This is a genomic window from Paraprevotella xylaniphila YIT 11841, from assembly GCF_000205165.1.
Taxonomy (GTDB): domain Bacteria; phylum Bacteroidota; class Bacteroidia; order Bacteroidales; family Bacteroidaceae; genus Paraprevotella; species Paraprevotella xylaniphila.
Window position 1 is genome coordinate 37,809 of record NZ_GL883856.1, and the last position, 19,472, is coordinate 57,280.

The 19,472-nt window shown below is 49.9% G+C and carries 20 protein-coding genes and 1 pseudogene; 12 read left to right on the forward strand and 9 right to left on the reverse strand.

Annotated features, from left to right (window positions below; translation table 11 throughout):
* Positions 1-130: 130 nt before the first annotated feature.
* Genes HMPREF9442_RS08660 through HMPREF9442_RS08670 form a run of 3 tightly spaced genes read right to left on the reverse strand, consistent with a single transcriptional unit; the run spans position 131 to position 2,201 of the window.
* On the reverse strand, positions 131-775 hold the full coding sequence (locus HMPREF9442_RS08660; RefSeq protein WP_008627586.1) for an MBL fold metallo-hydrolase: 645 nt from the start codon (positions 773-775) through the stop codon (positions 131-133).
* Between the two features lie 12 nt (positions 776-787).
* Positions 788-1,408, reverse strand: a complete 621-nt coding sequence (rsmG, locus tag HMPREF9442_RS08665) for a 16S rRNA (guanine(527)-N(7))-methyltransferase RsmG (protein ID WP_008627587.1) — start codon at positions 1,406-1,408, stop codon at positions 788-790.
* Positions 1,409-1,421: 13 nt separating this feature from the next.
* A complete protein-coding gene (locus tag HMPREF9442_RS08670; protein ID WP_253271070.1) occupies positions 1,422-2,201 on the reverse strand; it encodes an RsiV family protein in 780 nt (259 codons plus the stop codon).
* Positions 2,202-2,446: 245 nt separating this feature from the next.
* On the opposite strand from HMPREF9442_RS08670, the gene HMPREF9442_RS08680 reads away from it, so the two are divergent.
* The 4 genes from HMPREF9442_RS08680 to HMPREF9442_RS08695 are packed head-to-tail and all read left to right on the forward strand — an operon-like array spanning position 2,447 to position 5,620.
* Positions 2,447-3,367, forward strand: coding sequence for a restriction endonuclease (locus tag HMPREF9442_RS08680; RefSeq protein ID WP_008627590.1), 921 nt, complete (start codon positions 2,447-2,449; stop codon positions 3,365-3,367).
* Between the two features lie 45 nt (positions 3,368-3,412).
* Complete coding sequence (locus HMPREF9442_RS08685; protein WP_008627594.1) at positions 3,413-3,817, forward strand: hypothetical protein; 405 nt, start codon at positions 3,413-3,415, stop codon at positions 3,815-3,817.
* Positions 3,814-5,112 (forward strand): DUF3440 domain-containing protein, encoded by a 1,299-nt coding sequence (locus HMPREF9442_RS08690; protein ID WP_008627596.1) that lies wholly within the window; start codon positions 3,814-3,816, stop codon positions 5,110-5,112. Before HMPREF9442_RS08685 ends, HMPREF9442_RS08690 begins: the two co-directional genes overlap by 4 nt.
* Positions 5,099-5,620, forward strand: a complete 522-nt coding sequence (locus HMPREF9442_RS08695; RefSeq protein ID WP_008627598.1) for an IbrB-like domain-containing protein — start codon at positions 5,099-5,101, stop codon at positions 5,618-5,620. Before HMPREF9442_RS08690 ends, HMPREF9442_RS08695 begins: the two co-directional genes overlap by 14 nt.
* A gap of 21 nt (positions 5,621-5,641) precedes the next feature.
* Here HMPREF9442_RS08695 and HMPREF9442_RS08700 read toward each other — a convergent pair whose 3' ends face one another.
* From HMPREF9442_RS08700 to HMPREF9442_RS08715, 4 genes are all read right to left on the reverse strand, one after another.
* Positions 5,642-6,817, reverse strand: coding sequence for an MFS transporter (locus HMPREF9442_RS08700; RefSeq protein ID WP_040602866.1), 1,176 nt, complete (start codon positions 6,815-6,817; stop codon positions 5,642-5,644).
* 58 nt (positions 6,818-6,875) lie between these two features.
* Positions 6,876-8,159 (reverse strand): Na+/H+ antiporter NhaC family protein, encoded by a 1,284-nt coding sequence (locus HMPREF9442_RS08705; protein ID WP_008627602.1) that lies wholly within the window; start codon positions 8,157-8,159, stop codon positions 6,876-6,878.
* A gap of 28 nt (positions 8,160-8,187) precedes the next feature.
* Positions 8,188-9,267 carry a LacI family DNA-binding transcriptional regulator gene (locus HMPREF9442_RS08710; protein ID WP_008627603.1) on the reverse strand — a complete coding sequence of 360 codons (1,080 nt, stop codon included), beginning with the start codon at positions 9,265-9,267 and terminating at the stop codon, positions 8,188-8,190.
* A gap of 654 nt (positions 9,268-9,921) precedes the next feature.
* Positions 9,922-10,677, reverse strand: coding sequence for a WG repeat-containing protein (locus HMPREF9442_RS08715; RefSeq protein ID WP_008627608.1), 756 nt, complete (start codon positions 10,675-10,677; stop codon positions 9,922-9,924).
* Positions 10,678-10,807: 130 nt separating this feature from the next.
* Here HMPREF9442_RS08715 and HMPREF9442_RS08720 point away from each other — a divergent pair, with 130 nt between their 5' ends.
* The 8 genes and pseudogenes from HMPREF9442_RS08720 to HMPREF9442_RS08760 all read left to right on the forward strand — a co-directional run bounded on the left by HMPREF9442_RS08720 (position 10,808) and on the right by HMPREF9442_RS08760 (position 17,676).
* Positions 10,808-11,110 (forward strand): immunity 17 family protein, encoded by a 303-nt coding sequence (locus tag HMPREF9442_RS08720; protein WP_008627610.1) that lies wholly within the window; start codon positions 10,808-10,810, stop codon positions 11,108-11,110.
* 30 nt (positions 11,111-11,140) lie between these two features.
* Positions 11,141-11,659 carry a hypothetical protein gene (locus HMPREF9442_RS08725; RefSeq protein ID WP_008627612.1) on the forward strand — a complete coding sequence of 173 codons (519 nt, stop codon included), beginning with the start codon at positions 11,141-11,143 and terminating at the stop codon, positions 11,657-11,659.
* Positions 11,660-11,882: 223 nt separating this feature from the next.
* A complete protein-coding gene (locus HMPREF9442_RS08730; RefSeq protein ID WP_008627616.1) occupies positions 11,883-12,728 on the forward strand; it encodes a helix-turn-helix domain-containing protein in 846 nt (281 codons plus the stop codon).
* 147 nt (positions 12,729-12,875) lie between these two features.
* Positions 12,876-13,712: an RteC domain-containing protein gene (locus HMPREF9442_RS08735; protein ID WP_004327325.1), complete on the forward strand. Its 837-nt coding sequence runs from the start codon at positions 12,876-12,878 to the stop codon at positions 13,710-13,712.
* Between the two features lie 238 nt (positions 13,713-13,950).
* On the forward strand, positions 13,951-14,379 hold the full coding sequence (locus HMPREF9442_RS08740; protein ID WP_032581435.1) for a helix-turn-helix domain-containing protein: 429 nt from the start codon (positions 13,951-13,953) through the stop codon (positions 14,377-14,379).
* A pseudogene (locus tag HMPREF9442_RS08745) lies at positions 14,342-16,442 on the forward strand (AAA family ATPase). The gene HMPREF9442_RS08740 and the pseudogene HMPREF9442_RS08745 overlap by 38 nt, the downstream one beginning before the upstream one ends.
* Positions 16,417-16,776: a helix-turn-helix domain-containing protein gene (locus HMPREF9442_RS08750; RefSeq protein WP_004327328.1), complete on the forward strand. Its 360-nt coding sequence runs from the start codon at positions 16,417-16,419 to the stop codon at positions 16,774-16,776. Before HMPREF9442_RS08745 ends, HMPREF9442_RS08750 begins: the two are co-directional and overlap by 26 nt.
* Positions 16,777-17,184: 408 nt before the next feature.
* Positions 17,185-17,676, forward strand: a complete 492-nt coding sequence (locus HMPREF9442_RS08760) for a dihydrofolate reductase family protein (RefSeq protein ID WP_008627633.1) — start codon at positions 17,185-17,187, stop codon at positions 17,674-17,676.
* Between the two features lie 248 nt (positions 17,677-17,924).
* Here the strand turns inward: HMPREF9442_RS08760 and HMPREF9442_RS08765 are convergent, their stop codons facing one another.
* Together HMPREF9442_RS08765 and HMPREF9442_RS08770 are read right to left on the reverse strand one after the other, a co-directional pair.
* The gene (locus tag HMPREF9442_RS08765; RefSeq protein WP_005647599.1) at positions 17,925-18,308 is read right to left on the reverse strand and encodes a type II toxin-antitoxin system RnlB family antitoxin; all 384 of its coding nucleotides are present in this window, start codon (positions 18,306-18,308) and stop codon (positions 17,925-17,927) included.
* A 1-nt stretch (position 18,309) separates the two neighbouring features.
* Positions 18,310-19,392, reverse strand: coding sequence for a type II toxin-antitoxin system RnlA family toxin (locus tag HMPREF9442_RS08770; RefSeq protein ID WP_009040055.1), 1,083 nt, complete (start codon positions 19,390-19,392; stop codon positions 18,310-18,312).
* Positions 19,393-19,472 lie beyond the last annotated feature (80 nt).

The window sequence follows — 19,472 nt, forward strand, 5'->3', positions numbered from 1 at the left end:
TGTGAATAGTCGGGAATATCACGCTTTAAATAATTTAAGACAGGTTAGTGTGCACAATAGTTTTGTCGTGTTTTATTTTGTGTTTGTGTTGTTACTCTCTTCCGACGTGAGTCGGAAGAGAGTTTTTCGTTTATACATATGGATTGTGAGTCTTCTCGAATCTGATTTCAGTGTGTGGCCCGTGCCCGGGATAGACACGGGTATCTTCCGGCAGAGTAAACAGCTTGTTCCTGACACTCTCGCACAAGACTTCACTGTCTCCGCCGGGGAAATCCGTTCGTCCAACGCTGCAATAAAACAAAGTGTCGCCGACAAATACGGCTTTTTCTACAGCGCAGTAAAAACAAATGCCCCCGGGGGTATGTCCGGGAGTATTCAGGACGGTTAACGTGTGATGTCCGAACGAGATGTCATCTCCCTCCGTCAGGTAACGCGCTGCCGCAGGAGTAAGCCCTTCTTTCATCACCTGTGCCAACGGTCCGAATATCTCCGCTCCCATACCTTTATATATAGATTCGTCTGCCCGGTTGAACTCCGGACCGACATGAAAGGTCTCCCAAATGAATGCGGCCCCGAAACAGTGGTCATAGTGCATGTGGGTGCAAAGGTGGTGCCTGACCTGTAAACGACGGTTTTCAATATAATCCATAATCTGCCTGCGGTCATCGTCGGTAAGGGCACCGCAATCTATGACTACGGCTTCACGGGTGTCGTCGCTCACGACGTAGCAGTTCTCTTCCAACATGTTTACCGGAATTTTTTTTATCTCTAGCATCTTTCCTATCCTTTAAAGTGAAACGTACACCACTTTCTTGGTGGCAAAATATTCTTCCGTAAAGAACTCTTTCAACGGGGTAACCATTGTGCGGTTCTTCAACGGGGTCGTCTCTTTCTCCAATTCGCCCCCCTTCAGGCAGATAAGGCCGTTGGGGATGGCGTTGTGCTGCACGGGAGAAATATTCTTGCGTATAATTTTGACCAAATCTGCCAACGGCATGACGGCACGGCTTACCACAAAATCGAATTTGGCCTTCTCTTCCTCTGCCCGGCAATGGCGGAAAGTCACATTCTTCAACCCGAGCTCCCTAGCCACTTCCATGCAAACCTTGATTTTCTTACCGATGCTGTCCACCAGATGGAAATGGCAGTCGGGGAACATGATGGCGAGGGGTATCCCCGGAAATCCGCCTCCCGTCCCCAAATCCATAATCTCAGTGCCGGATTTGAAACGGGTGAATTCGGCAATTCCCAAGGAATGCAATACATGATGTTCATACAGATTGTCGATGTCTTTCCTAGAAATGACATTGATTTTAGCATTCCAGTCATGATAGAGCGCGTCCAACTGCTGGAATTGTTCTGTCTGTTTTTCCGAAAGTTTCGGAAAGTATTTTAAAATCAGCTCCATATATCTTTATTTTTTATTTCGTATGGGTTTCCAACCTACTGTACAGCAAAGTCAGCCTGATAGCCCCGACTTCATACGCAGCTATCTCGTCGGCATTGTAAATGAAAGTAATACCTTCTTTTCCCAGTTCATAATTCAAGGGAATGTAAATGTCGGTAAGCCGTAGTATGCCTTTATCCTGCAGTTCTTCCCGGTTGCGGCAACCGTACGTTTTCAGGAGTTCGTCTGCCAACAAGGAAGGAAGCAAGGCCAAGGAAGCAGGGGGCAACACGTCCTCCAACTTCACCAACTCACCCGTTTCTGTATCGAAATTCAAACATTGTTCCTCCCGATAGTCGCGTGCTCCTCCCTCGTACTTTACTTTATGAATCAGATAACACAAATATCCGTTCAGCCCGTCTTTGTGTTCCGTGGCTATCCGATATTTGTAATCGTACCACGAGGAGTTGATGCCGCTTTGCCGGTCGGCTTTGTATAAATCGGTCAAATTTCTCCGGTATTGCTCCGCGTACGTCAGACAGAACGAATCGGCGGTCGAGGCGAACGAACGGTGCATTCCTCCAAACAGATGAAAGGCAATGGTTCGGTTCATGTTCCGGGCGGCACGGGTCGTGTCGTTTATCTCATCCGCCTCTATGATAACTCTACATGCAGGCGAGTGCTCGCTGCTGTCCAATGGTACGGTCTTCTCAACTTTTAATTGCTGAAAGGACAACGAACAACTTCCATCTTCACCTCGGCATGCACATAAAAAAGCCATGGCAAAAGCAAGGCCGTATATATATTTACTCATCTTTCCGTATTTCATCCCAAAAGCCTGTTATGAATGCAAAGGTAGTGAAAGGCGGGCGCAGAGGCAAATGAAAATGCAATTTTCTGATGGAACTGTACCGGGCTACCTCTTGTCGGCTTCCGCCTTTTACGCAACATATCGCTTTTACCGATAAATCATAAAACAAATGCTTTTTGTAGCAAAAATACGATGGATTTCTGAAAAAATATTCGTACTTTTGGACACTATATAACAAGCGATAAACAATGATACCGGACTTCCAATCCTGCATGCTGCCTTTTCTTCGGAAATTAGAAGACGGCAGCGTCCATTCAATGACAGAAATACAAAACGCACTTATCAGAGAGTTTCATCTGACGGAAACCGATGTAAAGGAAATGTTACCCAGCAATAGGACCACACGTTTCAGAAGTAACGTAGGATGGGCCAAAACCCACATGCAAAAAGCCGGTTTGCTAGAAACTCCTCAACGTGCACAATATAGAATTACGGAGGCGGGATTGCGCCTGTTGCAAACTCGTCCGGAGCATATTAATATGAAATTGCTTTTCAACTATCCGGCTTATAAGGAATGGATTGCTTTATCCAACAGAAACAGTGAACCGAAACGGAATTCCAGACAGGAATCTGAGTGTGCCATACAGACACCGGACATCATCATGGAAGAGGAATATAAGAAGTTACGCAATATATTGGCGCAAGATTTGTTGGAGCGTATCTTAAAAAAAGACCCGGGCTTCTTCGAAGCCTTGGTTATCAAATTACTGGTAGCGATGGGATACGGCGGTTCTTTAAACGAGGCTGCGGGCATGGTGGTAGGAAAGAGTGGGGATGAAGGCATAGACGGTATCATCAAAGAAGATAAACTCGGTCTGGACAACATTTATATCCAGGCTAAACGTTGGAATAACGTAGTGGAACGCCCCGAAGTACAAAAATTTGTCGGTGCTTTGGCCGGCAAAGGAGCCACCAAAGGGATATTCATTACCACATCCTCGTTCAGTCGGGGAGCACGGGAATTTAAACCGCAGAACAATATCAAAATCGTGTTGATAGATGGGAATCAACTGTGTGAATACATGATAGATTATAATATCGGGGTGTTTACTGCCAACACCTTTGAGGTGAAACGAATAGATATCGACTTTTTCGAGTCGGAAGAATGAAAATAAAAGGAAATAAGTGAACGTCGGACAAAATTACCTGTAAGCATGGAGATAATGCGTTTGAACGGGGTGGATGCCAGACTGTATCCACTTGTGGGACCTCTGGTCATGAACCCGGCCATTTTAAGACAGAATAATAATTATCCCTTTAAAACCTCCAACCGCTACTTGTGGTATATCGCCATATCGGACGGAGTAATCGTCGGATTCATCCCCTTGAAGAAAAATGAAAAGAATTACCATATAGATAATTATTACATACAAGGAGACCGTACGGAAACGATTGATGCTTTGTTACATCATGTCATCGACGATTTGGAAGCCGACTCTTTACTGACGGCCTTAGTGCATAAACGTCATACGGAAGCTTTCCGGCAAAATCAATTCCGAACAGATAAGCAACTGACTCTTTATGATAAAATGGAGTATATTCCTGTCCCTGAAATATGATACGCCAGTTAAATGTATACGAAGCCACGCAACGGAGATTAAAAATCATTTTTGATTATTTCGACTATGTATATGTATCCTTTTCCGGAGGTAAGGATAGTGGCGTGCTTTTAAACTTATGTATCGACTACCTTCGAAAGCATGAACCGGGCCGGAAGCTTGGAGTATTCCACATGGATTACGAGGCACAGTACCGGCAAACTACGGAATATGTGGAACAAACCATGGCTTCCCATCCTGATATGCTAGAGGTATACCACTGTTGCGTTCCTTTTAAAGTTTCCACTTGCACTTCCATGTACCAATCTTATTGGCGTCCGTGGGAGGAGAGCAAGCGTGACATCTGGGTTCGGGAAAAGCCCAAAGATTGCTATACGGCCAAAGACTTCGAGTTTTTCAACGAGGAACTATGGGACTATGATTTCCAACACCTTTTTGCCCCATGGTTACGTATGCAAAAGAAATGCAAGCGTGTCTGTTGCTTGGTGGGGATACGCACGCAAGAGAGCTTTAACCGATGGAGAAGCATCCACAGTGACAGAAACTACAAACGTTTGGCCTATTATAAATGGACTCACAGGCTCGATCATCACATATACAACGCATATCCCATTTACGACTGGAAAACCACAGATATCTGGACGGCCAACGGAAAATTCAAATGGACGTACAACCATTTGTATGACTTATACTATCAGGCCGGAATTCCTATCGCTCACCAACGTGTGGCCAGTCCGTTTATTTCCCAAGCCATCTCGGCGTTGAAAGTTTATCGCATCATCGACCCGGACACTTGGGGAAAAATGTTAGGCAGAGTCAACGGAGTAAACTTCGCAGGTATGTATGGCCGTACCATGGCAATGGGGTGGAGGATGATTAAATGTCCTCCCGGCTTTTCTTGGCAAGAATATATGTATTTCCTCTTAGACACGCTCCCGGAATCCACTCGGCAGAACTATCTCAACAAACTGGACGTAAGCATCCGTTTCTGGCGTAAGCGGGGAGGATGCTTGAGTGAAGAGACGATACAAAAGTTGCGCGAAGCCGGTGTGGAGTTTGCCCTCGGAGAGAAAACGGCCTACCATACGGACAAACAACCGGTAAGAATGGAATATCTGGATGACATCGACATCCCTGAATTTAAGGAGATACCGACCTATAAACGTATGTGTATCTGTATATTGAAAAACGACCATACGTGTAAATACATGGGATTTGCACAAACCAAGCAGGAAAAAGAACTGCGCGAAAGAGTAATGAAGAAATATAAATCGTTAGAACATGGACAAATATAAAAGCCCGGTATACAATATTATTGCGGTGCCTATCGAAAAGGTTGTGGCAAACGAATATAATCCCAACATAGTGGCCCCTCCCGAAATGAAACTTCTGGAACTCTCAATATGGGAAGACGGTTACACCATGCCCTGCGTATGTTATTACCGGAAAGAAGAAGACGTGTATGAAATCGTAGACGGATTCCATCGTTACCAAGTCATGAAAACTTCACCACGCATTTATGAACGGGAGAAGGGGTTGCTTCCTGTTTCCGTTATCGACAAAGACCTTTCGGAACGCATGGCATCTACCATACGGCACAACCGGGCCCGCGGCATGCATTCGGTGGAATTAATGAGCCATATCGTGTCTGAACTGACCAAATCCGGAATGTCGGACAGTTGGATCATACGCAATATAGGGATGGACAAGGACGAACTTCTGCGGTTGAAACAAATATCGGGGTTGGCAGAACTTTTTGCCGACAAGGCTTTCAGCCCCTCGGATGATTGGTTGGAAGAATGATCCTACGGATGAAATTCCTTATTATTTCTTGGAACGCAATGTGATGGAAAGAGAGCATAACGTCAGCAAAACGCCGACTGCGGTCACACCTGCCCATCCGCCGATGTGCCAGAAACTTCCGGCCAGAAAAGTCCCCATGGAACCGCCTACAAAGTAAGTGGTCATGAAAATGGTATTGACACGATTGGAGGCCGAGGGGCACAGTTCAAAGATACTGGCTTGATTGCTGAGTTGGATACATTGCATGCCGATATCGATAAGCAGAACTCCGGCAATGATACCGACATAACTGTTTCCACCCCAATACAATGAAGCCCATGCCGACAGAATCAGACTGCAACCGATGAAATTAAAATTACGTATGCCTACACGTTTCACATATTTCCCTACGAAAGAAGCCGTGAGTGCCCCGGCGATTCCGCATAACCCCAGTCCGCCAATCACATCGCTGTCGGCATAAAACGGCGCGCTTCCCATCTTGAAAGCTAAGCATGACCACATCGCCAGAAACGATCCGAAGGCCAATCCCGACCGTATGGAATAAATACGAAGAGCCGGATAATCCCGTAGAAGGTGGAACAGGGATTTCATCAAAGTACTGTATCGCCCCTCGAACGTAGGACGTATGTCGGGAAGTACCTTCAGGACGACGAAGGCACAGATGCACATCAGTCCGGCAGCAATAAAGTACATCTCGCGCCATCCCAACAGTTCTCCCACCCAACCGCTGATCACTCTGGAGGCTAAGATGCCGGTAAGCAGGCCGGAAATGACCACTCCCACATTGCGCCCCTTATGTTCAGGACGGGAGTATTGGGAAGCTATAGGAACAAATATTTGAGGAATCATGGAACAAATACCCGTCACTAAAGAAGCTGTCCAAACCGTATAAATACTTTCAGCCACCGCCATGGCCAACAAAGCAAAGACGAGCAGGATGAAATTGATTAATATGATTCTTTTCCTGCGATATAAATCACCGAGCGGTACGATGAAGAGCAAACCAAGCGCGTACCCAACTTGCGTTATCATGGCAATCAGATTAGCCTGAAAGTCCGAGATGCCCAAATCAGCCCGCATAAGGTTCAGCAAAGGTTGGTTGTAATACAGGTTCGCTACGGAGATGCCGGCCACAATGGCCAATGTCCACAGTATATGCGCCGGAAGGCCGGCATTTTCCTTTAATTCAAATTTCATCGGCTTTTTCTTTTTTTTGATAGTTTTTCCCCACAATCCAACTGGGCATTCATCCACGTCAGGAATACTTTTTCGGGTAACGGAACAGTATGCTCAGCAGCGCACAAGCCCCCATGATGAACGGATAATATAAATAAGGTATTATGTCTATCGGGTTGATGGATGCCAACCCGGCAGCCATCAGGAGCTGTGCCCCGTATGGAATCAGCCCTTGCGTAAAACAAGAAAACGTATCCAGGATACTTGCGCTTTTGCGCTTATCCACTCCGTACTTTCCGGCTATGTCATGGGCCAACGGACCTGCCGTGATGATGGCTACCGTGTTATTAGCCGTACACAAGTTGATAACGCTCACTAATGCCGCTATGCTTAATTCCGCCCCGCGTTTGGAACGTATATGCCGGGTCAGTGCGTGCAGGATATAATCTATACCTCCGTTGTAGCGGATGGTTTCCATCAGTCCGCCCGCCATCATCGTAATGATAATCAGTTCCCCCATTCCGGTGATGCCTTCTCCCATGGCAGCAAACCAACCGAACAAATCGTATGTACCCGTAAAAACGCCAACCACACCGCTCAATACCAACCCGAGCACTAAAACCATCATGACGTTCATTCCCGCAACGGCCGTAACCAACACCACCATATAAGGAACCACCTTAATCCAGTCCACTTCGGGCAGTTGTTGCGGTGCGTGGATATGTACTCCCATAAATATATACAATGCGAACGCGATGGCGGCTGCAGGCATGACGATTTGTGAATTGACTTTAAACTTATCGCTCAACTTACATCCTTGCGTACGGGTAGCCGTAATAGTCGTATCGGATATGAACGACAAGTTGTCGCCGAAAAAAGCTCCTCCGGCTACGATAGCTACCAACAACGGAAGACCTGTCCCTGTCTCGTGGGCTATACCTGCCGCCAAAGGCGTTAACGCCACAATCGTACCGACAGAAGTCCCTATGGAAAGCGAGATGAAGCAAGCTGCCAGAAAAATGCCTCCCAACAGCAGGTTCTCCGGCAAGAGTTGCAGGGAAAGGTTCACCGTCGCGTCGATAGCCCCCATGGCTTTGGCCGATGCGGCAAAAGCTCCTGCAAGGATAAAAATCCATATCATCAGCATAAGGTTCGGCGAACCGGCTCCTTGGGAATATACCTTTACCCTCTCTTCCAACGGAACGCCACGCATGGTCGCGACCGCATAGACGGACGACACCATGAAAGCCACCGTGATAGGCACTTTATAGAAGTCACGGACGATAATGCTGGTCACGAGATAAAGGAGCACGAAAACGAGCAGCGGACTGATGGCTGCCACACTTTTTCCATTTATAGACATTTCGCAACGTTTACATGTGGACGGCCGGTCATTTCTCGTCGGCCGTATAATAAATATAATTCTCAGCCGTCAACAATTCAAGCGGCATGTAATTGCATTGCTGTACGGCTTTCTTCAACACGATATGGTTGAACAGCGCCTTCACGCTGTTGTAGCCTTGTTTCCACGGATGTTGGGCAATAAGAAAATCGATAGTGCCTTGTTTGAGGCATTCCACATTCCGTCCCACCATGTCGTAGCCAAACAAATGGAAATCTTTCAAGCTGTTATGTTGAAAGTATTCTCCCAAAATGTATGCGCGGGAACAGAACGTGATGCAATGCCGGATGTCCGGATGTTCATCCAAAAATGCACGTATCCTGCTTTCGTATCCGTCCTCTCCGTCAAGTTGCAGGGAAAGCTCCACTACTTCGCAATCCGGATAATATGTCGTCATGTATTCCCTGAAACCCACCTCGCGGTATTCCTGCTGACGGGAGGCCACACGCCCTTTCGACATGAGCTTCATCAACAAAATGCGCCGGGCGTGTCCGCCGGCCTGCATCATGAAGATGCGCCCGGCAAAATAACCACTCTTCAAGGAATCTTGTCCGAAGAAAGCCAACGGCTCTATCTCGGGAACATTGGAATCCAAAAAGACAAATGGAATGTCCTGTTCCTGTAACCGGCGGCAAAACGTCTGGGTCACATCGAAATTTTGTGGGACAATGACCACCCCGTCCGGCTTTTTATCCCAAATACGCTCGGCGGCAGAGGCAAAAGAACTACCTTCAAACTGGTCATAATACTCCGTAATCAACGAAAGGTGGAAATCGCCTCGATTAAGAATGCACTGCCGCAACCCTTTTTCCACGTTGGTCCAATAAGCATTCCTGTCGTGACCGGGAAGCAGGCAGCAAAACGTATATTTACGGTTATATGCCAAGGCACTGGCATACATGTTAGGCTGATAATTGATTTCCTTCAATATAGCTTCCACTTTGGCTCTCGCCTTACCCGAGACATTGGGACGGTTATGCAACACACGGTCTACTGTACCTACCGAAACGCCGGAACGTTCGGCTATATCTTTGATTCTGATTTTATCTGACGAATGGACTTCCCACATAATACTCTTTCTTATTCGAGAAACGAAATGGTACGAAGATACGTTATTTTAATGGTACACAAGGTATGAAAAAAACAAAAACTCGTTTTTTTGATTTATTTTTCCGTAAAAACAATCGTTTTTTTGTAATCGGTTGGTAGATAAGACTTAAAGAGTAGAAAGTTCGGTAGCCGGTAGCGATTTGGTAGCTGTGCGGGTTTCGCTGCATTGCTTCGCTCTGCTCTTGGAACTGATGCAAATATAGGAATTTTGACCGAAAAAGGGAAATGTTTCGGGGATTTTTTATTTTTCGGGATTACCGGATTACAGGAAAAGCATAAAATCAGGAGGCGGTGCAAAAAACGAGGTTGCACCCGTGGTTTTACTCGAAGTGTAAAATGTTGATTTTCAGTGTGTATTTCTGTGGTGCAAGGTGCAGCTATATTTATATATATAGCTGCACCTTGCACCAGCCACACAGGGCTGTTTTGCGGCTTGCACCGATATTCTTTTAAGTTTCTGTAAATGAGTTGGTTTTGAGTTTTGGTGTTTGTTTCGGGGGAAAGGTGGGATGAACGGGATGTTCCGATAGGGCTTGGCGGCTTCGTGTTTGCCCTGCAAGGGCTTGGCAGGTGGGGTGGCTGGAATGTCGGGCTTAGGGCAGTCTTGGGGCTTTTATTCAATCCTTTGCCCTTTGCGGTCGATGTAATACCAATCATCGCTTTCCCAATAGTGGTATTCCCCATCCGAACCGGGAGCTTCTTCCAGTTCTCCCGTGTCGGTTACTTTCGCCTTCCCGTTCTCGAAAGGAAAGCCAAAAGCGAAGCGTGGTTCTACGAGGGTATTGCCATGCTCGTCCGCATATCCGATACGCCCTTTTTCATCGACGATGCGGTAAACGCCTTCCTGCACGGGGTCGTTGCCGTTGTCATACCGGTACGGGACATAGAGGCTTGCGGGATGGCTGTTGCCGGAGGATATGGCCGTGCAGCGGTCATGATAAAGGGTGAACAGCCGTATTTCAAGCAGGATGGCAAGGACTGCAAGCACCGTGCAGACAAGGAAACGGAGGCGATAGCGTTGCCGTACCGATACATGGAACGCCCCGTAATAGTCGTGCATCATGCGGTAACGCTCCTCGGTATAGATGCGCATATTCCTCCAGAGCAATACGGGGAACGGCAGTATCAGCGGGAAAAGCGTAAGGCGGTCGTCTGTTTCGTAAAGGAAGCGGACAGCCGGAGTGCCCAAGAACTGTAAAGCGATGGCGACAGGAAACAGGAGGCAGGCGAACTGGACCACACTGATGACCGCAAAACTACGATCCGGGAAGCCGTGCCGACAACTGCGCCACGTCCAATAAAAGAGGTGGTCGAAGAATCCGGGGAGCTTCGGCCGACTGGTTCTTTTATGTGGGGAGGCTTTCTTCATACGTTGCGGCTATATAGGTGCAAATAAAACGTATTTCTTCCAAACGGAAAAGATTTTTGCGGTGAAACTTTTTGAGTGATTGGACTTTTCACTATTTTTGCTTTGATGTATAACGGTTCGTCCGTAAGGTATGAATTTGGCTTTTTCTGTTATTGCTATGGAATGGTTCGATAAGATAAGCGAGTTTATGGAGGGTCTGCCGGAGTGGTTGCAGGCGCATCCGAGGTACGGCTACCTGATCGTGGCGGGAATCCTGCTGCTGTGGCTTGTGGGGATTGTCTGCGGATGGCGGTGGACGTACTCCCGTCCGGGAAGTTGGGAAGGGAATTTCTGGCTGGGTACGCTGGGTGAAAGGAGTTACCGTTTCTGGCTGGGGCTGATCGTTGCCGCCGCAACGGGATGCGCCCTGTTGCTGTTCTTCGTAACGGGATAAGCAAGCGGAAAACAAGGAAAGGAGGAAGCTATGTTCAAGGAACCGGCATACTGGATGTATTACTTCTGGAGCAAGAACAAACGTGCAAGGAAAGACAAGGCGGTTATCTCCAATGCCACGTGGACGATGGCAATCCTGTGGCTTCTTAACCTGATGGCTCTCCATCTTTTGTTCGAGGCATGGGGATGGGATATGCTGACGGGCTGGTTCTCTTCCCTGACGGACAAGGTGGAATGGAGCAGGTTCAACCCGGTTGCCTATCTGTTCGCCGCAGCGACGCTCGCTCCTTTTATCTGGATTGCCAGAAAGTTGTATTACCGTCCTGCGAAGCTGAAAGCGATGCAGGCGAAGTACGAGACAGTGGGCGAATACCGGAAATTGCTCGGTCAATGCCTGTTCTGGCTGTATGTTATCGGCAGTTTTGCATCGTTCTTCATTATAGCCGAACAAAAGAACCATTCCAAGGAGCAACCACTGATCGAAAGGTTGCAGGAGATACGGGACGGCAAATATCCCGTTGAAAAGACGCACTCACCAACCGGCGAATGACTTTCTTCCGGCTCCCCCTGCTTACTGTCATGCCGTTCTGCGGGTGGAACCGGTACAGCCTTTCTGTTTTTTCACGACTGAATATCCGAACCTATGGAGCAAAATCCGAATCTGTAATTCAAGGAAATATCGTGACCGATACGGGGTGTCGGCAGGACATCTATTGCAAACAATTTGTAATTTCGTGTAAGATTTGTATTATTTAATATCGTGTTGAAACAAAATGAAACAGAATCTTACACTAATTCTAATGAATGAAGCCGTCCGGGAGGGATGGCGGGAATGGATGGAAAAGGTACGCAGGGTATTGCCGCAAACGGATGCGGAGCGTCCGGTGACATGGATTGCGGCGGAACGGCTCGCACGGGAGAACGGACGGATGGTGCGGCTGGTGGAGCTGCTGCGGGAACACCGCCCCGTACTTTCGTGCCGGGTAAAGGAGGAAGCCGGGCTGCTGATACTGGTCGCCTATCACCGCCACGGAAGCTCGTCAGACTTCCTGCTGGAAACGGCGGAGGCGTATTTCCGGGAGAAGGACTGCAGAGGATTCCTGTTCCTCTGCCGGATGCAGGCAAGCATCAACGCCTACGACGAATACCCGCACCTGAACGTGCTCTGCAACCGTCTGGCGGGACTGCTGTTCCGCTTCCGCCGTGAACGGGCGTCCGAGTACCGCAAGGGCATACCGCCGATGTTCGGCAAGGCGGACTTGCAGGAGGTGGAAAAGTACCTGCCGCACCTGCGGGGCTGCTCGTTCCGGGAAGAAATCGCACTGGCTCTGCCCAAGGTGAAGAACGTGGAGGAACTGGCACGGGAATGCGCCATGTCGGTCAATACGCTGGGACGGCGTTTCAAGGAGGAGCTGAACACCACTCCGCACCGCTGGCTGACGGAACAGCGGAAAGCGCACGTAACCTCCCTGCTGGCGGACACGGACATGCCCCTTCAAGAGATTGCCGACGTGTGCGGCTTCGCCACTCCGAGCTACCTGTGGGACTTCTGCAAGAAGCACCTGAAGGCTACTCCTGCCGAAATCCGTGAAATCGCCCGGTGCGCCCGTACAGTTTAGCCTCCCTTTTCCAGCCCTGCCGTGAAAAACCGACCGTCCGGGACCGATTGGCGGACAATCCGAATCCGGCGGTGAGGATTCAGAACGTCCGTTTCCCTGCCGTCCGCTAACTTTGCGCCCTTATAAACAACATGAAACAAGATTTATATGGAAGAATATTTTAACGGGCTGCTGAAGGAGGTGGATCAGCGCATGGCGACCACAGCCCCCGGCATGGACGGCAAGGAGGTGATAGGCGTCTGCCGTGAGATGGTCTCGTACCTGAAAGGCAAGAACCGGGAACTGAAGGAGTACGCCCTCGCCCATCCGTTCGCCGGGGACGCGAAGGAGATCCTCTACTTCAAGTATTACAAACCCGCCCTGACGGGCAGGCTGCTGTACTATTACCGGGTGTACCAGATAGAGAGCGGCTGCCCCGCCTGCCTGCGTGTCGCCGAACCGTACTACCGCAAGGCGATGGAGCGTGCCGAGCGGATGATGGAACGCTACCTGCCCTTTTACCAGTATTATCACAGCGGGGCGACGTACCGGGACAGCTACTATTTCCTGCGGGCGAAGGGCGAGCTAAGCCCCGAGAGCGGCAGCTTCGTGCTGGACGAGGAGGCGGAGTTCTCCACGGGCTACGACATACTGGCGGCACGGCTGATCTCGGTGGAGATGCTGCTGGTACACTTGAGCCGCCGGATGGAGCGTGCGGCGCAGGGGACGGAGACGGAAGCCGTGCCGGAGAAGGAACACCGCTGGACGAACACGAAGGTTGCCGCCATACTGCTCGTCTATGGCATACACGTGACGGGAAGCGTGGACGAGGGCAACGCCGAGATCGGCGAGCTGGCTGCGCTGTTCGAGAAGCATTTCCACGTGGATCTGGGCAACGTGTACCACGCTTTCGGCAGGCTGCGGGGGCAACAGAACCCGACGGCGTTCTTGGACGAGATGAAGGAGAGGCTGCTGAAAAAGATGCGGGACATGGATAGCCGGTAGCAAGTTGGCAACGGGGCGGCAGAGACGGCAGGACACGGGAAGGGAGCGTCCGAAGGGCTGGAAAGAGCCTTCCGGACGCTCTTTTTTACCCCGTCTCGGTCCTTTTTACCGCCCGGAACGGCGGCAAGGGCGAAAATGCGCCCCGAAAAAAAATCTTTGCCAAGGTGCTGGTATAGTGGCAGGAAAAACCGGCGAATCGGGCGACATTTGCGGCAGAAACCTAAAAATGAGTACGACAATGGAAATAATGACCATCGAGAGCAACGCCTACCGCCTGCTCGTGGAGAAGATCGAGAAGATAACCGCCTACGTGGAGGAATCCCGGAACCGGGAGGAAACGGAGCGCAAACGGAAAGAGGAAGCGGAAAGCCCTGTGACCAAGGGACGGAAAGCCGACCCGAAGTGGATGACGCACAAGGAGGTGTGCGAGGCGCTGGACATCAGCCACCGCACCCTGCAACGCTACCGCCAGAAGAACATCGTCCCCTATTCGATGATCGGGCGGCAGATACGCTATCCCCGGCAGGCTGTCGAGAGCCTGCGTGAGCGGTGGATGGTGGAGACGCCCGCCGCCAAGATCGACCGGATGATAGCGGAACATCCCCTGCATAACCGAAAAAACGGAAGCTATGGTAAGAAAGGAAGAAGTGCTGGCAAGAACCAGTAACGGGCTGGACGTGTTCCGCCACTACCTGCCCGTGAAGTGGCGGGTGGGCAGGAACTTCCTGAACCCGCTGTACGCCGACAGCAAGGCTTCGTGCAACGTGTATTACGACCGCCGGAGCGGTACGTACCGGATGAAGGACTTCGGCAACGGGGACTATTCGGGAGACTGCTTCTTCCTCGTGGCGAAGCTGAAAGGGCTGGACTGCCGGAACGCCGCCGACTTCGTGGAGGTGCTGCACACCATCGACCGGGAGCTGTGCCTCGGACTGGACGGGGACAGCCCGACCGACGGGACGGTGGGAACCGGGGGCTGCCGGAGATTGCGGCTCGTGCCGGGCGCAAGGGGCGGCGGTGCCGGGGAAGCCGGAACGGACACGGAAGAGGCGGCTGTGTCCGCCGACCGTCCCGAACCGAAGCCCTACCGGGCGGCGGAGAAGCCCTTCACCGAGGGGGGAGCTTGTCTACTGGGGCGCATCGGGCATCACCGTGGAGGTGCTGCGCCGCTACGGGACGGTATCGCTCGCCGAGTACCGGGGCGAGACGAGGGAGGGCAAGGCGTTCGGCTTCAGTTCCACCCCGGCGGAACCGATGTTCGGGTACAGGGGGAAATAGGGCGTGAAGGTCTATCGCCCGATGTCGGAGGTGCGCTTCGTCTATGGCGGGCACACGGGCGACAACTACTGCTTCGGGCTGGAGCAACTGCCCTCGAAGGGCGACCTGCTCTTCCTCACGGGCGGCGAGAAGGACGTGCTGACGCTGGCGGCGCACGGCTTCCACGCCATCTGCTTCAACTCGGAGACCTCGGTCATCCCGGCGAAGACCGTGCGCAAGCTGGTCTATCGCTTCAAGCACATCGTGCTGCTGTACGACACGGACAAGACGGGGCTGGAATGCTCGGAGAAGCACCGTGCGCAACTGGCGGAGTACGGGGTGAAACGGCTGGTGCTGCCATTGTCGGGGACGAAGGCGGAGAAGGACGTGACGGACTACTTCAAAGCCGGGCACACGAGGGAGGAGCTGATGGGGCTGTTCCTGAAACTGCTCGACACGCTGTACGGGGACACGCTGGCGATGCTGAAATCGTGCGAGATCGACTATGACCACCCGCCCGAACAGGCGGTCGCCATCGTTACCGCCGGGGACGTGCCGTTAGGCTCGGAAGAGAACATCCTCTGCATCACGGGCGGTGAAGGGACGGGCAAGAGCAACTACACCGCCGCACTGGTCGCCGGGGCGATCATGGAACGGGAGACGGACGCCGATCTCTTGGGGGTGCGGGTGGAACCGAACCGCAAGGGGCGTGCGGTGCTGCTCTACGACACGGAACAGAGCGAGCAACAGCTCCACAAGAACACGGGGCGGCTGCTGCGCCGTGCCGGGCGTGAGCGGATGCCGGAGTATCTGCACGTGTACTGCCTGACGGGGATGTCGAGAAGCGAGCGGCTGACCGCCATCGTGCAGAGCATGGACCGGTACTACTACCTGCACGGGGGCATCCATCTGGTCGTCATCGACGGGGTGGCGGACCTGATCCGCTGCGCCAACGACGAGGCGGAGAGCGTGGCGCTGATTGACGAGATCTACCGGCTGGCGGGAATCTACCGCACGTGTATCGCCGCCGTGGTGCATTTCGTGCCGAACGGACTGAAGCTGCGGGGACACCTCGGCAGCGAGCTGCAACGCAAGTCCGCCGCCATCCTCTCCATCGAGAAGGACGAGAACCCGGAGGTGTCGGTGGTGAAGGCGTTGAAGGTCAGGGACGGCAGCCCGCTGGACATTCCGCTGATGCAGTTCAGATGGGACAAGCAAGCCGGGATGCCCGTCTATGTGGGCGAGAAGCCGAGGGCGGAGAAAGAGAAGCGCAAGGAGAAGGAGCTGGCGGAGATGGCACGGGAGGCGTTCGCCCGGCAGGAGAAGTACGGCTACATCGAACTGTGCGAGCTGATACAGGAGATGCTGGAAGTGAAGGAACGGACGGCGAAAGGCTACATCCGCTATATGCGGGAAAAGGAAATCATCGAAAAGGAGGGCGACTGCTATGTACACGGACAGGGAAGAGTTTGAGGGCTGGATGGAGCGCATCATGGAACGCTTCGACCGGACGGAGAAATTGCTGGAAAGGGTGCTGAAGAAGAACAACACGCTCGACGGCGAGGAGGTGCTGGACAACCAAGACCTGTGCCTGCTGCTGAAGGTGGGCATCCGCACGCTGCAACGCTACCGTGCCATCGGGGTGTTGCCGTACTTCACCATCAGCGGCAAGGTGTTCTACCGCACGAAGGACGTGCACGAGTTCATCCGCACCCGTTTCGCCGACGTGGAGGAACGGGCTGCGAAACGCAAGGAGAAGGAAGCCCGGAAAGAGGAAAGGCGCAGGAAAAGGGGGTTGTTCCCGTGAAAATGACATTTTTCTGACGGTGCTTTTGGTGGATGAAGCCCTGCCGGATCGTGAGATTAGGCGGGGCTATTGTTTTGTTATTCGGGAAGTTTCGCTATCTTTGCTCCACGAAGACAGAAGGCGGTGCTTTCGGGCACGCCCGCTGTCGTGACATAGAAGATTCATGCCCGGCTTGGAAACAGGCAGGGATTGATATACATATTGTACGTTCGCTGAACGTCTTGGAATAGAAAACTGGTAATTTTTGACAAACAGGACGGATGGTGTAATGCACATGCTGTATGCTTATACGGCGTGCGCTTACCTATTCTGTTTGTCGGGTATACCAGTGCCTCTATTCCGGAATAGCGTGAGTTCACGCCGTTCTTTTGGGTGCGAGGCGGACATAATCCTTAAAAACACATTGATATGAAACAGATTACCTTGCACGTGTACCAATCCATTGACGGTTGTCCGGTCAGATCGGACAAGTATTTCGATGCGGCGGTGGACGCCTCCGGCTGCGTGCTGATCGACGAGGAAACCTACCTGCGCATTTACCTGAACCATCTGGGCTGGCCGCTCACGGCAAAAGAAACTTTGGTCGTGACGGACGGCTGTATTGATTTGACGGAGAAGGAACGGGTGCGGTTTGTTACAGGGGATGCGGCAGCGGAACTGCGGGGAATAAAAGCGGACGGCGAAGGTACGGTAACGGCTTACGGAGCGGAAACCGGGGCTTTGCTCTTGGATAACGGGCTGGCGGACGAAATCGTGGTGATAACCGTGCCGGTACTGGTCGGCGGCGGTGAGAAGGCACTGGAGTGCGGGCTGAATGACGACAGGACGTGGGTCGTGCGGTCGAGCAAGGTATTGGAGGACGGGAAAATCCGGACGGTGTACGGAAGGGTATGCCCATGAAATGCAAAAAGCCACTGAAAAGTGGCTTGGGTCATTCAGGAAAGGATGACGGGTTATAAAAAAACGACCCGCCGATTTGAGCATTATCAAGAGGCTTGGCGGGTTCTATTGGTGCAAAGATAAGGTAAATTCTTTGAAAGACAAAAGAATATTAAATTTAGGTAATACCGTTGCCTAAATTTGAGGTACAAAATAACAAAGGTGCATCAATGATGCACCTTTGTTGTATAATATGTAACTGACAAACATTACAATGCCGTTGGCAATGACTGAGTGTCAATAATTCTCTTTTTATAAAAGATTTTTTGGAAAGAAGACAATACACTACTGTCAATCCATTTAGAATGTGAAGCAAAAAAAGTATCGGCAACCTTGATATATTCTTTGGGTGCCTCACATTTTCTTAATGAATTGGAAATTAACATCATCCCTTTAAGTTTAGACTTAAAGAATCTATTTTTTAATCCATTGCGGTACAGAAAATCAAAATAGACCTCTGCATCGGCAATGTTGAGATTTGCCAATTCAGTCTGAAGCTCTTTCCAGTAGTAGTTCGTCATTTCTGACGATAAAATAACCACTAACAAGCTCCGTCCTTGCAAGGGGATTATTTGAAATTCTTTATTTTCCATTTTACCAATTATTACATATATTATTAATAATAACAAGGCAGTCCTTAATAATGTTTACGGCTTCATCGTATTCAAGGGTTCTACTTGTTTCCACATTAAAACTGTCCACATGGAATGTCGAGTGCCTATGTTGATTGAAGAATGAATATCCTTGTTCCAAAGCCTGCTTCAAATGTAGATTGTTGTCATACGTTCCGATACCACTTTTAAAGCAATACGCCCCACTATTATTTTTCTGAAAATATGTCCCGTATTCGTCAAAATCAGGCGCATCTTCCAAAAGACGAGTGCGCAATACCGCATCTAACGCTTTCAAAATGCCAAAAGTATAACATCCATAATCATCCACCTTAACCGCAGAGTTAGCCAAATTGATTGAAGTATTGATAAAGTTTTCTATCACACTTCCATCAATATGCTCTCTGTTTCCAATATACTTGCTAAGATCGTTGTCTAATGCATAGCCAGCACGTGCTTGGATAGCAAACACTTCTTCTATAGCTTCGGAAGGAATGGAAGATATAGCTTGCAACACTTCGGTTATAAATTCCACATAAAATGATGTGATACATCCTTGTACCATTAATGTTCCGTTATTATAAAAGATAACAGAAACCTTAGCATCGTATTTCCCTTTCAGATGATATTGGTTCCGGATGTTCGGACTCTTATCCGTGTTTACTTCGGAAACAACAACATTATTATATTCTTTTACCGCTGAAATCAATGTATCAAAATCATCGCTCCTTACACCTTTCAATTTGAAGCATTTTTGATCCATATCCGGTATCGCAGTCTGTTCCACAATATACTCCCAACAATCCTTGCAAATTCCATTCAAAGTTCCATTTTTGCCTTGTATATTATGAGAAACTTGTCCACCAGTAATAAAACAATTTAATGTGCTTTTTTCCTGATTTTTTATATTGATAATCTCTATCTGCTTTTGCTTTCCTTGGTTACATTCCTTTATGTGAAGCGTATAAGCAGGGCGGGCAGCAATAAATTCTTTTGCTACTTCATCTATTTTCTCAATAGCCAGAGAGTATTTTTTAGTCGCCATTACATTCAAATTGGTCTGCAAAGTTATACATTTTATTTATATTACAATGTAGATCAGTATATTATTAACTATATTATTAATTTACAAGAGAACTACATGGT

Bases quoted from the DNA above. Each gene is read 5' to 3' on its own strand.
- HMPREF9442_RS08730 (WP_008627616.1), top strand. From the start codon at position 11,883: ATGAAACAGAATCTTACACTAATTCTAATGAATGAAGCCGTCCGGGAG.
- HMPREF9442_RS08725 (WP_008627612.1), top strand. From the start codon at position 11,141: ATGTTCAAGGAACCGGCATACTGGATGTATTACTTCTGGAGCAAGAAC.
- HMPREF9442_RS08690 (WP_008627596.1), top strand. From the start codon at position 3,814: ATGATACGCCAGTTAAATGTATACGAAGCCACGCAACGGAGATTAAAA.
- HMPREF9442_RS08735 (WP_004327325.1), top strand. From the start codon at position 12,876: ATGGAAGAATATTTTAACGGGCTGCTGAAGGAGGTGGATCAGCGCATG.
- HMPREF9442_RS08720 (WP_008627610.1), top strand. From the start codon at position 10,808: ATGAATTTGGCTTTTTCTGTTATTGCTATGGAATGGTTCGATAAGATA.
- HMPREF9442_RS08680 (WP_008627590.1), top strand. From the start codon at position 2,447: ATGATACCGGACTTCCAATCCTGCATGCTGCCTTTTCTTCGGAAATTA.
- HMPREF9442_RS08685 (WP_008627594.1), top strand. From the start codon at position 3,413: ATGGAGATAATGCGTTTGAACGGGGTGGATGCCAGACTGTATCCACTT.
- HMPREF9442_RS08710 (WP_008627603.1), bottom strand. From the start codon at position 9,267: ATGTGGGAAGTCCATTCGTCAGATAAAATCAGAATCAAAGATATAGCC.
- HMPREF9442_RS08705 (WP_008627602.1), bottom strand. From the start codon at position 8,159: ATGTCTATAAATGGAAAAAGTGTGGCAGCCATCAGTCCGCTGCTCGTT.
- HMPREF9442_RS08695 (WP_008627598.1), top strand. From the start codon at position 5,099: ATGGACAAATATAAAAGCCCGGTATACAATATTATTGCGGTGCCTATC.
- rsmG (WP_008627587.1), bottom strand. From the start codon at position 1,408: ATGGAGCTGATTTTAAAATACTTTCCGAAACTTTCGGAAAAACAGACA.
- HMPREF9442_RS08670 (WP_253271070.1), bottom strand. From the start codon at position 2,201: ATGAGTAAATATATATACGGCCTTGCTTTTGCCATGGCTTTTTTATGT.
- HMPREF9442_RS08740 (WP_032581435.1), top strand. From the start codon at position 13,951: ATGGAAATAATGACCATCGAGAGCAACGCCTACCGCCTGCTCGTGGAG.
- HMPREF9442_RS08750 (WP_004327328.1), top strand. From the start codon at position 16,417: ATGTACACGGACAGGGAAGAGTTTGAGGGCTGGATGGAGCGCATCATG.
- HMPREF9442_RS08765 (WP_005647599.1), bottom strand. From the start codon at position 18,308: ATGGAAAATAAAGAATTTCAAATAATCCCCTTGCAAGGACGGAGCTTG.
- HMPREF9442_RS08660 (WP_008627586.1), bottom strand. From the start codon at position 775: ATGCTAGAGATAAAAAAAATTCCGGTAAACATGTTGGAAGAGAACTGC.
- HMPREF9442_RS08700 (WP_040602866.1), bottom strand. From the start codon at position 6,817: ATGAAATTTGAATTAAAGGAAAATGCCGGCCTTCCGGCGCATATACTG.
- HMPREF9442_RS08760 (WP_008627633.1), top strand. From the start codon at position 17,185: ATGAAACAGATTACCTTGCACGTGTACCAATCCATTGACGGTTGTCCG.
- HMPREF9442_RS08715 (WP_008627608.1), bottom strand. From the start codon at position 10,677: ATGAAGAAAGCCTCCCCACATAAAAGAACCAGTCGGCCGAAGCTCCCC.